Source organism: Herbaspirillum sp. ST 5-3 (genome assembly GCF_004804275.1).
Lineage (GTDB): Bacteria > Pseudomonadota > Gammaproteobacteria > Burkholderiales > Burkholderiaceae_D > Noviherbaspirillum.
This window is the reverse complement of record NZ_STGI01000001.1, coordinates 634,298-648,524: the sequence shown is the minus strand read 5'-3', so window position 1 is coordinate 648,524 and position 14,227 is coordinate 634,298. Positions and strand designations below refer to the sequence as shown.

The following is a 14,227-nucleotide window of genomic DNA, read 5'->3' as shown; positions in this document are numbered from 1 at the left end:
CCTTTACAAATTGTTGCAACTCGGTACGGCGGAATTGCCGTGCGCGGTGCAAGGCCTGCGTCTTTGTGCGAAGTTACATTCGCTTACTCCTGATACACCGTGCTGAAATCTTCCGGCAGATCTCGGGCGTTAACATGCCTGTCAGCGCCATTCATTTTTTTCAGAGAGAGCCAACATGGAATCGAATCAATCCTCGAAACGTCTTCACCCCTTGATGGCCGGCGCGGCCGCGTCGGTCATGCTGGTCAGCCTGGTCGGCACCGCTGCCATGACGGGCATCCTGCCTTCGTCGCAGGGCACGACCGCTCCTGCCGCAAGCGTGCAGCCGGTTGCTGCAACGGCAGATGGCAAGGCGACAACAGCTCCGGTCCAGGTGCAGACGCCGGCTCCGGCTGTTGCGCAGTATGCGCCGCCGCCCAGCTACCAGCAGCCCGCGCGCACCGTGCACCGCACGCATGTCGTGCATCACACGACGACCGCTTCCGCCCAGCCGGCCACCTATGCTCCGCCGGCGCCCGCGCCGCAGCCGCCGGTTGCGCAAAACAGCCCGGTCGGTATCGGCGTCGGTGCGGTGGTCGGCGGCCTGCTCGGCAACCAGGTTGGTCGCGGCAACGGACGCACCCTTGCAACCATCGCCGGCGCGATCGGCGGTGGTTATGTTGGCAACGAAATCGCCAAGAAGAACCAGTAAGATCGCATCGTATTGACAGCCGTCCGGAGGCACCCGGCGTGGTCGACAATGACAATGGGCCTCCATGAAAAACAACACGAATGAAACCATCATGTTAAGCAAAGCAAGTTGCATCCTGTTTGCAATCGCATTGCCGCTGGCCGCATCGGCAACGGAATACCAGACGGTCGAACGTCCGCGCCAGGAGTGCTGGAACGAGCAGGTTCCGGTGCAGGCGCGCGGACAAGATTACGGCGGTGCGATCGTCGGCGGCATCGCGGGCGGCATCATCGGCAACCAGGTCGGCCGCGGCAATGGAAGGACGGTCGCCACGGCAGTCGGCGCCATGACCGGCGCGGTGGTGGGCGATCGCATGTCATCGCGCTCGTCGCCTGCGTACCCTTCATACCAGACGGTACAGCGCTGCCGTACGGTGGTCGACTATGTCCAGGTTCCGATCATGCGCCAGCGTGTCGAGGTGATTCAACAACCGATGGTGCCGGTCATCGAGCAACGTGTCTATTACGTCGAGCGCGACGGCCCGCCGTATCGGTACGGCCATTGGAAGCATCGCCATCATCACCATCACGACGACGATGATGATTGATGCCTGATCGCAGTCGAGATGCTGAATGAAAAAACCCGCATGCGCAGGCATGCGGGTTTTTCGTTTCCGGCATCGCGATGCGCCGGGAGCGAGACGCTTCAGTCGTCGTCATGCCCGGCCTTGGCCGACACCGTGGTGCCGCCGCTCAGGTCGCCACCCGACGGCGCCCCCTGCCATTGCAGCCACCAGAAGCCCAGCACTGCTACCAGCATCAGGGCGGCGACGGTGCGCCATGCGCTGCGAATGCCTTCTTCCGGCCTGCCAGGCTTGCGTCCGGTGAACATCGCACGCACCAGGTTTTCGCCATGCAGCCAGCTGCTCAGCACCACCGCGGCGACGTGCAGGCCGACGATGGCCAGCATGATGTTGGCGATCGCTTCGTGCACCTCTTCCAGCCAGTCGCCGCCGAGTTCGTTGTAGGTGGCCCAGCCGGATGCGGCCACCGCCAGCGTCAGTCCGAGCAGGGCGAGGATCGCCAGCGCGCCGGCCGGATTGTGGCCGGTATGGTGCTCCGGCTTGCCGTGCACCAGCGAGCCGAGATAGTGCGTCACGGCTTTCGGACCGCGCACGAAATTCGAGAAGCGCGCATAGCGCGTGCCCATCAGCCCCCAGAGGATGCGGAAGCCGACCAGGCCCGCCATGGTGTAGCCGAGCGTGACGTGCAGCAGGCGCCAGCGCTCGCTTTCCGCCGTGAGATAGGCGCCGGCGAAACTCAGCACCATCAGCCAGTGGAAAACCCGGACCGGAACGTCCCAGACCAGGACTTGCCGGGTTGCCGACCCGGTGGCGGCCGCATCAGCGCGGGATTCGTACATCGTGCTCATTGAATTCTCCTTTGTCCGCATGGACATGGCAGGCGATACAGTTGGCGGCGCTCTTGACGGCTGGCAGCTTCCAGGTCGACGCCGATATTTCGTCATGCTCGCGCGTGAACCAGCGCGAGCGGGTGATGCGGTCTTGCGGCGGCTCTTCACTGCCGCGCTTGCCGGTGCCGGCGTTGGCGACAAGCCAGGTGTCGAGCTGCTTCGTGGTGGCGGCATCGAGCGACGCATCGGTGCCGAAATGGCGCGGCAGATTGTTCATCAGCCTTTGCCAGGATGCGGCGGGAAGCAGGCCGGGCGGATAGGCGACGTGGCAGGCGCCGCATTCCTGCTGATAGGCGGGCAGCAGCGGAACGCGTGTGCGACCATGATCGCCGGCCGTCGCGGCGACGTTGAAACACAGCAGTGCGCCCAGGCCGATCAGGCTGCGTCGCACCGGGGAATGAGTGGGAAACGTCATGTTGGGTTCTCCGGATAGTGGGTGTGAATGCTTACGGCTTGAGCGTGAGCAGCCAGCTCAACACGTCGGCCTTTTCGGCGGCGCTGCACTCGCGGCCCAGCACGTCGTTGCAGTTGCGGCGGAACCATTTTTCCGTCTTGGCGGCATCGGTGAAGCGTTCTGGATTGAAGGCCGGTGCCATGGCATGAATTGGCTTGCCGGTCGAAGCGTGCTTGCCGGTCTGGGTGGGCACGTTGCCGTGGCAGGAGGAACAACTCCATTCATGACCGTGGCGGGAGGTAAAGAATTGCTGACCGCGGGCAGGCGAGGCCGGTGCGCCGGCCTGGGCGGTATAGCCGGACAGCAGCTCCGCCGGCGTGGCTGCCTGTGCGGCCGGAACCAGCGCGGCTGCGGCCAGTCCGATGCTTGCGCCGACACAAGCTGACAATATTCGATGAGAAGACAACAGATTCATGGAAACTCCTTTCATTCAGTGTTCCCATGATCACGAGCGGATCTTAAGGCATTCTTAAGAGCGCCTATCGCAATGCTACTGCGCAGCCCGAGATTGGATTGCGGTGCGCGGCGTTGAGTAGGCAAAACAATCGATTGTCCACGGAAAACACGAAAGACACGGAAAGAGTAGGTGGCGCATTTTTTCCGTGTCTTCCGTGTTTTCCGTGGACAGCGAGGGGGAGTTATGCAAATCGCCGCAACGCCGCTCCTCAGATTCGCTTAAGCTGCCGCGCTCACGATGCAGGCATTAACCCAGAAGAAAGGAATTGCCATGCACCCCGTACTCGCACTTTTCATCCGTCAATACCTTTATGTCGTGTGCGCCGCGATGGTGCCGGTGATTCTCACGACCTTTCTTTCCATCCCGATGAGCCTCGGCGCACACCCGGGTGAAGTCCGCAGCGCCAGCGTGACGGCGGACCGGCACATGACCTGACCGTCTGTTAACCGCCGCTCGCCGCCTCGATGTCCGGCATGAGCCGGCGAATCGCTTCAAAGGTCAGCTGGATATGCGTTTCGATGGCGGCCAGCGCCTTGTCGACATCGCGCGCGAGGGCTGCATCGAAAATTGCGGTGTGTTCGGCATGCACGTCGCGCGGTATCGAGTGATGCGAAATCGCGAGATGGCGATAGCGTTCCGACTGGCGATAGAGCAGGCCGATCAGATAGCGCAGCCAGCGCGAATCGCAGCCGGCGATCAGCGCTTCATGAAACTCGCGGTTGCGCATTTCCCATTCGCGCACCCTGGTTTGTTCGCGGTCGCCGAGTTTTTCCTCGGTCTTGGTCAGCTTGTGGAATGCGGCGACCAGCCGCGCTTCCCATTCATCGTCGCCGGCGAGTATCGACTGCCGCAAGGCTTCTCCCTCGACCAGCACACGCGTGCGCGTGATGTCTTCCAGATCGGTCAACGAGATCGGCGCGACGTGAAAGCCGCGCTGTCCTTCGCTGACCACGAGCGCGTCCGACAGCAGCAGGGAGAGCGCTTCGCGCAGCGTGCCGGCGCCGGCGTTGTAGCGGTCCTTCAGATGTTCCACGCGCAGCTTCTCGCCGGGCGGCAGCCGCCCTTCGATGATGTCGCGGCGCAGTTGAAGATAGGTGCCTTCGGTCAAGGTGTTGGGGGCGGTGTCCGCTTCGCGGAATGCGGTATTGAATTTTTGCGTGTGCAGCATGATGTTCCTACTCCCTGTCCGGAGTGTTGTCCTGGTTGCGCTTGAGGCGATAAGTGAGTTGCGGGCGGGTGAGGCCGAGCATGCGTGCCGCGCCGGCGAGGTTGCCGGAAGAGCGCTCGACCGCCTCGCGCAACAGCATGCTTTCGATCTCGTCGAGCGACATGCCGCTGGTGATGAAGGCTTCGCATAAACGCTCCTGCTCCAGCGGCCGGTTTTCCGTGAGCGCGCCTTGCTCGCTGATGCCGATGTCGCGCATCTCGGATTCGCTCAGGCTGGGGAAGAGATGATCGAGTTCTATCCAGCCGTCGGCCGGCGCAAGAATGATGCCGCGCTCGATCATGTTCTCCAGTTCGCGCACGTTGCCCGGCCATTGATAGGCCTTGAGCGCTTTCATCGCCTTGTCGGTGATGCCGGCCACGCGCTTGCCGTGCACCGCATTGAATTTTTCGACCATCGCATTGACCAGCGGCGGAATGTCGAGCGCGCGCTCGCGCAGGGGCGGGATCTCGATCGGGTACACGTTAAGGCGGTAAAACAGGTCGGCACGGAAACGGCCGTCCTTGACTGCCTGCTGCAGCTCGACGTTGGTGGCGGCGACGATGCGCACGTTGACCTTGCGCGTCTGATCGTCGCCCAGCCGTTCGATCTCGCCTTCCTGCAGCACGCGCAGGATCTTCGCCTGCGCCGCCAGCGGCAGTTCGCCGATTTCATCGAGGAAGAGCGTGCCGCCCTCGGCGCGCTCGAACTTGCCGACACGCGTTGCATGCGCGCCGGTGAAGGCGCCTTTCTCCACGCCGAACAATTCCGATTCGATCAGGTCGTGCGGAAGCGCCGCGCAGTTGACGGCGACGAAGGGCCGTTCGGCGCGCTTGCTCATGTCGTGCAGGGCGCGCGCGAAGCGTTCCTTGCCGACGCCGGTTTCGCCGGTCAGCAGCACCGTCACATTGGTTTTCGCAGCCTTGAGCACGAGGTCGTAGGCGCGCTGGAAAGCCGGCGAGCTGCCGATCATGTTGTCGACCTGGCGCTGCTGTTCGAGCGAGGAGCGCAGCGCATCGACTTGCGTCTTCAATTCGAGCAGGCGCGAGACGATGGAATCGGCTTCGTAGTACGCCATGTGTTCTGCGGCGTCCGGCCATTCCTCCGCCGGCTTGCCGACGATGTAGCAGTGCGGATCGCCGCATGCAACGCATTTCACTTCCTTGAACAGGATGAACTTGCCCATGAAGGTCGTGGTGTAGCCGGAGGCATAGCCGAGCAGCATCCAGCACACCGGATCTTTCTGCGGGCCGAATTCCTTGATATGCGATTCCGCTTCCCATGAGTTATCCCACTGGAATTCGCCGTAGAAGCGGCCGGCCGCGACATCCATGTCGATGCTGATCGGCTTGACCTTCACGCTGCCTTCGAGCATGTGCAGCTGCGGGCCGACGACGAAGGCATCGACCACGCTCTGCTCGGCGCGCAGTTTCTTGGCCAGCTCGGCATCGCGCACGCCGGACGCATAGCCCATGCGGGTGAGCACGCGGCGCGCATGCTCGAGGCCGACCGTGTTCAGCAATTCCTTGCGCAATCCGGCCAGCGCGGCGGTATGCAGCAAGACCATGCGGTGTTCCGCCAGCCAGATGGTGCCGTCCTCGGCGGAAAAGCGCACCAGCCTGCGCAGATCGAGGTCCTTCGGGTAATTGATCATGGGGGCCTGCCAACGGAAAGTGGTGGAGTGCGAACGGATCGCAGAATTTGTGCAGCCCTAATAATATCGAGATTCTACTTGAATATCGGGAATTATCGATCATTTCATCAAGCCGAATCGGGCCACTTCATCATTTGATGAGTAGACAAAGGGCAATGTCTTTGCGCTGCAATGCAGCATAAAGAGGCCAGTTTTTCGGCATTTTCCGTCTAATTCTCCAGCAAAAATCTACGGAAAAGCAGAATGCTGCACCGCATCCAAAACTCATAATATCGAGATTTTTATTTATCTCCGACATTTTGGCACGGCGGTTGCTATGTCCTTCCTGGCCAACACGGACAGCGGAAAAAATGAACAGCTCAAGCTTTGATACGACCCGCAAGTTTGTACGCGTCATCGAGACCCGGGAAAACGGCATGGTGGAGTTCGAATTCGCCATCGGCGAACCGGAATTGTTTGTGGAACTGCTGCTGCCCGGTCCGGCCTTCACCGAATTCTGCCAGGCCAATGCGGTGACCGTGCTGGATGACGAGGCGCATCCGGCCGACGGCGAAGCATCGCAGTGGGACTGGAACCTGCGGCAGGCCACGCACCAACGCTTCAAGTAACAGAGATTCAACCGGCGCCATGCACGGGGCCGGCAATTAAAACAGGAGGAGTCAGCAATGCATATTGATCTACGTACTGTCAGCATCAAACCCTTGCGCCAGACATTCGACCACGTCGCACGGCGCATCGGCGGCGACAAGCCGGCCTCGCGCTACCAGGAAGGCACGCTTGGCGCGCAGGCCGACGCCAACTTCCACTATCGCCCCTTGTGGGACCCGGATCACGAACTGTTCGACGTCACCCGCACCAGGGTGAAGATGGCGGACTGGTATGCGTTCAAGGATCCGCGCCAGCTCTACTACGGCACCTACACGCTGGCCCGCGCCCGCATGCAGGAAACCGCCGAGGGCGATTTCGAGTTCGTCGAATCGCGCGGCCTCGCGGCAGCCCTGCCGGAAGCGACCCGCAAGCTCGCGCTCGACGTGCTGCTGCCGCTGCGCCACCTGGAGTGGGGCTCCAACATGAACAATTCCTTCATCTGCGCCTACGGCTACGGCACCGCGATCACGCAGCCGTGCATCTACCAGGCGATGGACCACCTCGGCATCGCCCAGTACCTGACGCGCGTCGGTCTGCTGCTGGACGACGAAACCGCGCTCGACGCCGCCAAGGACGCGTGGCTGAAGGACGGCAAGTGGCAGGGACTGCGCCGCTATGTCGAAGACAGCTTCGTGCTGAAGGATTGGTTCGAACTGTTCGTCGCGCAAAACCTCGTGCTCGACGGCCTGCTGTATCCGCTGGTGTATCAGCACATCGACAACGCGATCTCCGCACAGGCCGGCCCGACCGTGTCGATGCTGACGCGCTTCCAGAGCGAGTGGTTCGCCGAGACGCGCAAGTGGGTGGATGCCAGCATCAAGACCGCTGCTGCCGAATCCCCGGAAAACAAGGCACTGCTGTCGCAATGGACAAAAGAGTACAGCGACAAGGCCGTGGCCGCGCTGACCCCGCTCGCCAGACACGCACTCGGCGAACAAGCCGAAGCGGTGATGGCCGAGCTGACCGAAGAATTCAAGCTCCGCGCCGGCAAGGCCGGGCTGGCGCTGTAAGGAGACATGATGTCCAACGTATTCATCGCATTCCAGACCAATGAAGAAACGCGCAGCATCATCGACGCGATCGCGGAAGACAACCCGAACGCCATCATCAACGAGCAGCCGGCCATGGTGAAGATCGACGCGCCCGGCAGCCTCACCATCAGGCGCGGCACGGTGGAAGACAAGCTCGGACGCGACTTCGACCTGCAAGAGCTGCACGTGCACCTGATCACGCTGTCCGGCCACATCAACGAGACCGACGACGAATTCACGCTGAGCTGGAAGCACTGAGCCGGCCCCAACAAGGAGACAAGATAATGGACATGAAAGCGACCAAGAAGCTCGGCCTGAAAGAGCGCTACGCGGCAATGACGCGCGGCCTCGACTGGGAAACCAGCTATCAGCCGATGGATGCGGTTTATCCGTATGACAAGTTCGAAGGCATCAAGATCCACGACTGGGACAAGTGGGAAGATCCGTTCCGCCTGACCATGGACGCCTACTGGAAATACCAGTCCGAAAAGGAGCGCAAGCTGTACGCGATCCTGGACGCCTTCAATCAGAGCAACGGCCACCTCGGCGTCACCGATGCGCGCTACATCAATGCGCTCAAGCTGTTCATGACCGGCATTTCACCGGCGGAATACGCGGCGCATCGTGGCTTCGCGCATGTCGGCCGCCAGTTCCGCGGCGCTGGTGCGCGCGTGGCCTGCCAGATGCAGTCGCTCGACGAAATCCGCCACTTCCAGACGCAGGTGCATTCGCTGTCGAACTACAACAAGCACTACAACGGTTTCCACGACTGGCGTCACATGCACGACCGCGTCTGGTACTTGTCGGTGCCGAAGTCCTTCTTCGACGACGCGATGTCAGCCGGCCCCTTCGAGTTCATGGTCGCGATCGGCTTCTCGTTCGAATATGTGCTGACCAACCTGCTGTTCGTGCCCTTCATTTCCGGTGCGGCCTACAACGGCGACATGGGCGCGATGGCCTTCGGCTTCTCCGCGCAATCGGACGAAGCGCGCCACATGACGCTGGGCCTGGAAATGATCAAGTTCATCCTCGAACAGGACCCGGACAACCTGCCGATCGTGCAGCGCTGGATCGACAAGTGGACCTGGCGCGGCGTGCGCATGCTGACCCTCGTCGCGATGATGATGGACTACATGCTGCCCAAGCGCGTGATGAGCTGGAAGGAAGCATGGGAAGTGTACTTCGAGGAATCCGGTGGCGCGCTGTTCAAGGATCTCGCGCGCTACGGCATCACCGTGCCGAAGTGCGTCGAGCAGGCCACCATCGACAAGGAACACATCTCGCACCAGGCATGGGCCACCTTCTACCAGTACGGCGCGGCGGCTGATTTCCATACCTGGATGCCGACGCCGGAAGAAATGGACTGGCTGTCCGCGAAATACCCGAACACCTTCGACAAGTACTACCGTCCGCGCTTCGAACACTGGGCGCAGCAGGCGAAGCAGGGCAAGCGCTTCTACAACAAGACGCTGCCGATGCTGTGCCAGTGCTGCCAGATCCCGATGCTGTTCACCGAGCCGAGCGACCCAACCAAGATCTGCTACCGCGAGTCCGACTACAAGGGCGAGAAGTACCACTTCTGCTCCGACGGCTGCAAGGAAATCTTCGACCACGAGCCGGAGAAGTACGTGCAGGCGTGGCTGCCGGTACACCAGATCTACCAGGGCAACTGCTTCGAACCGGATGTCAACCCGGCAGCCGAAGGCTTCGATCCGCTGATGGAAGTGCTGCGCTGGTATCACCTGAACGTCGGCCGCGACAACCTCGACTTCGAGGGCTCGGAGGACCAGAAGAATTTTGCGCAGTGGCGGCAGATGGCGACCAAGAATACCTAGATCGCCGCCGGGCGGCATCAAGCCGCCTTCGCGCCACCATTAGGCCACCATCGCGCAATGCATCGAACCAATCAAGGAGACAAACCATGTCAGTAGTAGCAGTCAAACCCTACGTCGGCGAGGTCAAGGACAGCGTCGACAAGTTCCACGGCGCCCAGCTCTTGTATGTCGGCTGGGAGGACCACCTGATGTTCTGCGCGCCCTTCGCCTTTCCCTTCGCGCCGACCATGCGCTTCGGCGACGTCGTCGAACATGCGTTTCCCGGCGCGTTCGGCGACCATCCCGAATTCGCGAAGATCGACTGGAGCAAGGTCGAGTGGTTCAAGTCCGGCCAGCCGTGGAAACCGGACGCCGACAAGTCGCTCGCCGAGAACGGTTTGAAGCACAAGGACGTGATCCGCTTCCGCACGCCCGGACTGACGGGCATCAAGGGATCCTGCAGTTAAGTTGAACGCAGGGCGCGCCGCGCGCATCCTGCGAAGGAAAGAAGTGACATGAGCTACCAGTTGACCATTGAACCGCTCGGCCAGACCATCGACGTCGAAGAGGGGCAGACCATTCTCGATGCCAGCCTGCGCGCCGGCATCTATCTGCCGCACGCCTGCTGTCACGGCCTGTGCGCCACTTGCAAGATCGAGGTGGTGGACGGCGAGATCGACCATGGCGAGGCATCCAACTTCGCGCTGATGGATTACGAACGCGAAGAAGGCAAGACGCTTGCCTGTTGCGCCACCCTGCAATCCGACGCGGTGGTCGAGGCCGAGATCGACGTCGATCCCGATGCGCAGAACATGCCGGTGAAGGATTTCCATGGCACGGTCAGCCGCATCGAGAACCTGACGCCGACCATCAAGGGCATCTGGATAAAGCTCGACGTCGAGGAGCGCATTCGCTTCCAGGCAGGCCAGTACATCAACCTGCAGATTCCGGGCGAGAGCATGTCGCGCGCATTCTCCTTGGCCAACCCGCCCTCGAAGGATGGCGAGATCGAGCTGAACATCCGCATTGTCCCGGGCGGCAAGGCGACGACCTGGATCCATGAAACGCTGCGCGAAGGCGACCAGCTCACGCTGACCGGGCCCTATGGACGTTTCTTCGTGCGCAAGTTGGCGCAATTGCCGTCGATTTTCCTTGCCGGCGGCTCCGGCCTGTCGAGCCCGCGTTCCATGATCCTCGATCTGCTGGAACAGAGTTCGACCCAGCCGATCACGCTGGTGTATGGCGCACGGACCCGCGACGAGTTGTATTACCACGACGAGTTCGAAGCGCTCGCCGCGAAGCATGCGAACTTCACCTACGTGCCGTCCCTGTCGAACGAACCGACAGACAGTGCGTGGGCGGGTTTCCGCGGCTTCGTGCACGACGCGGCGAAGAACCATTTCGACAACGATTTCCGCGGCCACAAGGCTTATCTGTGCGGGCCGCCGATGATGATCGACGCCTGCATCACGACCCTGATGCAGGGGCGCTTGTTCGAACGCGACATCTACACCGAGAAGTTCTTTTCGGCGGCGGATGCGCAGCAGGTCAGAAGCCCCTTGTTCAAGAAGATCTGACATGGCGCACTTCACCATCACCATCGAGGACACCGGCGAGACTTTCCGCTGTTCGGACAGGCAATCGCTGCTGGTGGGCATGGAAGCGCTGGGCAAGAAAGGCATTCCCGTCGGATGCCGCGGCGGCGGCTGCGGCGTATGCAAGATCGAAGTCACCGCCGGGGATTACCGCAAGCGTGCCATGAGCCGCGAGCACGTGAGCGAGGAAGACGAGGCCGAAGGACGCCTGCTCGCCTGCCGGGTGACGCCGGTGAGCGATGTGACATTGAAAGTGGTAGGGAAGATGAAGAAGAACGTGTGCCGAGAACAGGCATCCGAATCATGATTCGTTTTGTTTAATCAAAGCTGTATTGGAGGAGATCACCATGGCAATGACAGGAGTTTTGCGTCCGGGACATGCGCAGTTGCGCGTGCTGGACATGGAGGAGTCGGTCAAGTTCTACACGGAAGTGATGGGCTTGCTCGAAGTGGGGCGCGACGATTCCGGCCGCGTGTATTTCAAGTGCTGGGATGAGCGCGACCATCACAGTGTGGTGCTGCGCCAGGCCGACCGCGCAGGTCTCGATCACTTTGCCTTCAAGGTGCTGGACAAGGCCACGCTTGACAAGCTTGAGGGCGACCTGAAGGAATACGGTGTCAAGACCGAGCGCATTCCGGCCGGCGAAATGCTCAACACGGGCGAACGCGTGCGCTTCAAGATCCCGACCGGCCATACCATCGAACTGTATGCCGAGAAGAAGGACGTCGGCAACGGCATGAGCTACACCAATCCGGAAGCCTGGGTGCCGAACATTCCCGGCATCGCGCCGGTGCGCATGGACCACTGCCTGATTTACGGCGGCGATATCGACGGCAACAAGGACCTGTTCGAAAAAGTGCTCGGCTTCTCGCTGGTCGAACGCATCAAGCTGGAAGATGGAACCACCGATCTCGCCACCTGGCTGACCTGCTCCGCCAAGGCGCACGACATCGCGATGGTGCGCCATGCCGAGGACGACAAGCTGCATCACCTCTCGTTCCGCCTCGAAAGCTGGGAGCAGGTGCTGCGCGCGGCCGACCTGATGTCGATGCATCGCGTGTCGATCGATGCCGGTCCGACGCGTCACGGCGTCACGCGCGGCACGACGATCTATTTCTTCGACCCCTCGGGCAATCGCCTCGAAACCTTCTGCGGTGGCTACGACTTCTATCCGGACATGCAACCGATCACCTGGACATGGGATGAAGTGGGTGCCGGTGTGTTCTACCACGACCGCAAGCTGAACGAGCGCTTCCTGACCGTGGTGACCTGAGATGCAAGTCGCGACTGCAAGCCCGGGCATCACCTGGGAAGCAGCCAGCGCCGCCGCGCAAGCGGCGGTGCGGCACGCGGAAGCGAACGGCTGGTGCATCAACGTCGCCGTGGTCACCCGCGGCGGCAGTCTGATGGCCTTCCTGCGCATGCCGGGCGCATTCCTGCACTCGATCGACATCGCGATCGACAAGGCTTATACGGCGGCGAGCTTCGGCTTTCCGACAAGGGACTGGATGGCGGCTGTCGGCCATGACGAAGGCATGAAATTCGGCTTCTCGGCGCAGCCGCGCCTGATCGTGTTCGGCGGCGGCTTGCCGATGCGCATGGAAGGCGATGAATGGATAGGTGGCATCGGCGTGTCCGGTGCGTCTGAGGCGCAGGACGAAGAGTGCGCACGTGCCGGACTCGATGCCATCGGGCTGCACCCGTAGGAAGAACGCAGGGTGCGGCTTGCGCACCGTACCGGTGTTGGAAACGTAACGGAGAAAGTGTAAATGAAGCAGATCAACAATTTTATCAACGGCGAATTCGTCACGACCGCGAAGCTGTTCGACAAGCGCTCGCCGCTCAACAACGCGGTGATCGCCAAAGTCGCCGAGGCCGGCAAGGCCGAGGTCGATGCCGCAGTCGCTGCGGCGCGTCGCGCGCTCGTCGGGCCGTGGGGCAAGATGGCCGTCGCCGACCGGGTTGAATTGCTGTATGCCGTTGCGAATGAAATCAACCGGCGCTTCGACGAATTCCTCGACGCCGAATGCGCCGACACCGGCAAGCCGCGCAGTCTCGCGAGCCACATCGACATTCCGCGCGGCGCGGCCAACTTCAAGATCTTCGCCGACGTGATCAAGAACGTGCCGACCGAATTCTTCGAGATGGCCACGCCCGACGGCGCAGGCGCGCTCAACTATGCCACCCGCTCGCCGGTCGGCGTGGTCGGCGTGATCTGCCCGTGGAACCTGCCGCTGCTCCTGATGACGTGGAAGGTCGGCCCTGCGCTCGCCTGCGGCAACACGGTTGTCGTCAAGCCCTCGGAAGAAACACCGCAGACCGCAACGCTGCTGGGCGAGGTGATGAACGCCGTCGGCATGCCCAAGGGTGTGTACAACGTGGTGCACGGCTTCGGCCCCAACTCCGCCGGCGAGTTTCTCACTACCCATCAAGGCGTGAACGCGATCACCTTCACCGGCGAAACCCGCACCGGCGCGGCGATCATGCGGGCCGCCGCCGAGGGTGCGCGTCCGGTGTCGCTGGAGATGGGCGGCAAGAATCCGGCCATCGTGTTCGCCGACTGCAATTTCGAAGCGGCCATCGAAGGCACGCTGCGTTCCGCCTTCGCCAATTGCGGCCAGGTTTGCCTCGGCACCGAGCGCGTGTACGTAGAGCGCCCGATCTTCGACAAGTTCGTGTTTGCCATGAAGATCGGCGCCGAAGCGATGAAGATCGGCGTGCCGAACCATCCGGCCACCGGCATGGGCCCGCTGATCAGCCAGGAGCACAAGGCCAAGGTACTGTCCTACTACGAGAAGGCGGTCGAGGAAGGCGCGACCGTGGTGACCGGCGGCGGCGTGCCCGACATGCAGGGCGACTTGGCCGAGGGGGCGTGGGTGCAGCCGACCATCTGGACCGGCCTGTCCGACGATGCGGCGGTCTGCCGCGAGGAGATCTTCGGGCCGTGCTGCCACATCTTCCCCTTCGACAGCGAGGAAGAAGTGATCCGCCGCGCCAACGACACTACCTACGGTCTCGCCGCATCGATCTGGACCACCAACCTGCAGCGCGGCCATCGCGTCGCGGCGAAGATCGAAGCCGGCCTGGTGTGGGTCAACAGCTGGTTCCTGCGCGATCTGCGCACACCCTTCGGCGGCGCCAAGCAATCGGGCATCGGCCGTGAAGGCGGCGTGCATTCACTTGAGTTTTATACCGAGCTGAAGAACGTCTGCATCAAGCTTTGATC

18 protein-coding genes are annotated in these 14,227 nt (G+C 61.9%); 13 read left to right on the top strand and 5 right to left on the bottom strand.

The window, feature by feature from the left end; genetic code table 11:
• Window positions 1–175 precede the first annotated feature (175 nt).
• The gene (locus tag E6W33_RS03215) at window positions 176–691 is read left to right on the top strand and encodes a glycine zipper 2TM domain-containing protein (RefSeq protein WP_136414188.1); all 516 of its coding nucleotides are present in this window, start codon (window positions 176–178) and stop codon (window positions 689–691) included.
• Window positions 692–782: 91 nt separating this feature from the next.
• Complete coding sequence (locus E6W33_RS03210; protein WP_168798491.1) at window positions 783–1,277, top strand: glycine zipper 2TM domain-containing protein; 495 nt, start codon at window positions 783–785, stop codon at window positions 1,275–1,277.
• A gap of 98 nt (window positions 1,278–1,375) precedes the next feature.
• Here E6W33_RS03210 and E6W33_RS03205 read toward each other — a convergent pair whose 3' ends face one another.
• From E6W33_RS03205 to E6W33_RS03195, 3 genes are read right to left on the bottom strand one after another with little or no spacing between them, the layout of a single operon-like run.
• Window positions 1,376–2,101, bottom strand: coding sequence for a cytochrome b/b6 domain-containing protein (locus E6W33_RS03205; protein ID WP_136414184.1), 726 nt, complete (start codon window positions 2,099–2,101; stop codon window positions 1,376–1,378).
• Entirely contained in the window at window positions 2,073–2,558 is a 486-nt protein-coding gene (locus E6W33_RS03200; RefSeq protein WP_136414182.1) for a diheme cytochrome c, read from the bottom strand. Before E6W33_RS03200 ends, E6W33_RS03205 begins: the two co-directional genes overlap by 29 nt.
• A gap of 31 nt (window positions 2,559–2,589) precedes the next feature.
• Complete coding sequence (locus tag E6W33_RS03195; protein WP_136414180.1) at window positions 2,590–3,012, bottom strand: DUF1924 domain-containing protein; 423 nt, start codon at window positions 3,010–3,012, stop codon at window positions 2,590–2,592.
• A 312-nt stretch (window positions 3,013–3,324) separates the two neighbouring features.
• Between E6W33_RS03195 and E6W33_RS26890 the strand changes: the two genes are divergently transcribed.
• Window positions 3,325–3,489 (top strand): hypothetical protein, encoded by a 165-nt coding sequence (locus E6W33_RS26890; RefSeq protein WP_168798490.1) that lies wholly within the window; start codon window positions 3,325–3,327, stop codon window positions 3,487–3,489.
• Between the two features lie 7 nt (window positions 3,490–3,496).
• Here E6W33_RS26890 and E6W33_RS03190 read toward each other — a convergent pair whose 3' ends face one another.
• Together E6W33_RS03190 and E6W33_RS03185 are read right to left on the bottom strand one after the other, a co-directional pair.
• Window positions 3,497–4,222, bottom strand: coding sequence for an FCD domain-containing protein (locus tag E6W33_RS03190; RefSeq protein WP_136414178.1), 726 nt, complete (start codon window positions 4,220–4,222; stop codon window positions 3,497–3,499).
• Window positions 4,223–4,229: 7 nt separating this feature from the next.
• A complete protein-coding gene (locus tag E6W33_RS03185; protein ID WP_136414176.1) occupies window positions 4,230–5,912 on the bottom strand; it encodes a sigma-54-dependent Fis family transcriptional regulator in 1,683 nt (560 codons plus the stop codon).
• 350 nt (window positions 5,913–6,262) lie between these two features.
• Between E6W33_RS03185 and E6W33_RS03180 the strand changes: the two genes are divergently transcribed.
• The 10 genes from E6W33_RS03180 to E6W33_RS03135 all read left to right on the top strand — a co-directional run bounded on the left by E6W33_RS03180 (window position 6,263) and on the right by E6W33_RS03135 (window position 14,225).
• Window positions 6,263–6,520, top strand: a complete 258-nt coding sequence (locus tag E6W33_RS03180; protein WP_136414174.1) for a phenol hydroxylase subunit — start codon at window positions 6,263–6,265, stop codon at window positions 6,518–6,520.
• A 57-nt stretch (window positions 6,521–6,577) separates the two neighbouring features.
• Window positions 6,578–7,570, top strand: a complete 993-nt coding sequence (locus E6W33_RS03175; RefSeq protein WP_136414172.1) for an aromatic/alkene monooxygenase hydroxylase subunit beta — start codon at window positions 6,578–6,580, stop codon at window positions 7,568–7,570.
• Window positions 7,571–7,579: 9 nt separating this feature from the next.
• Window positions 7,580–7,849 carry an MmoB/DmpM family protein gene (locus E6W33_RS03170; protein ID WP_136414396.1) on the top strand — a complete coding sequence of 90 codons (270 nt, stop codon included), beginning with the start codon at window positions 7,580–7,582 and terminating at the stop codon, window positions 7,847–7,849.
• A gap of 26 nt (window positions 7,850–7,875) precedes the next feature.
• Window positions 7,876–9,426, top strand: a complete 1,551-nt coding sequence (locus tag E6W33_RS03165) for an aromatic/alkene/methane monooxygenase hydroxylase/oxygenase subunit alpha (protein WP_136414170.1) — start codon at window positions 7,876–7,878, stop codon at window positions 9,424–9,426.
• Between the two features lie 86 nt (window positions 9,427–9,512).
• Complete coding sequence (locus E6W33_RS03160) at window positions 9,513–9,872, top strand: phenol hydroxylase subunit P4 (RefSeq protein ID WP_136414168.1); 360 nt, start codon at window positions 9,513–9,515, stop codon at window positions 9,870–9,872.
• Between the two features lie 48 nt (window positions 9,873–9,920).
• Entirely contained in the window at window positions 9,921–10,982 is a 1,062-nt protein-coding gene (locus E6W33_RS03155; RefSeq protein WP_136414166.1) for a phenol 2-monooxygenase domain-containing protein, read from the top strand.
• 1 nt (window position 10,983) lies between these two features.
• Entirely contained in the window at window positions 10,984–11,307 is a 324-nt protein-coding gene (locus tag E6W33_RS03150) for a 2Fe-2S iron-sulfur cluster binding domain-containing protein (protein ID WP_136414164.1), read from the top strand.
• 40 nt (window positions 11,308–11,347) lie between these two features.
• On the top strand, window positions 11,348–12,274 hold the full coding sequence (locus E6W33_RS03145) for a catechol 2,3-dioxygenase (RefSeq protein WP_136414162.1): 927 nt from the start codon (window positions 11,348–11,350) through the stop codon (window positions 12,272–12,274).
• Window position 12,275: 1 nt separating this feature from the next.
• Window positions 12,276–12,707, top strand: a complete 432-nt coding sequence (locus tag E6W33_RS03140; RefSeq protein WP_136414160.1) for a heme-binding protein — start codon at window positions 12,276–12,278, stop codon at window positions 12,705–12,707.
• A gap of 63 nt (window positions 12,708–12,770) precedes the next feature.
• Window positions 12,771–14,225 carry a 2-hydroxymuconic semialdehyde dehydrogenase gene (locus E6W33_RS03135; RefSeq protein ID WP_136414158.1) on the top strand — a complete coding sequence of 485 codons (1,455 nt, stop codon included), beginning with the start codon at window positions 12,771–12,773 and terminating at the stop codon, window positions 14,223–14,225.
• Window positions 14,226–14,227: the final 2 nt, after the last annotated feature.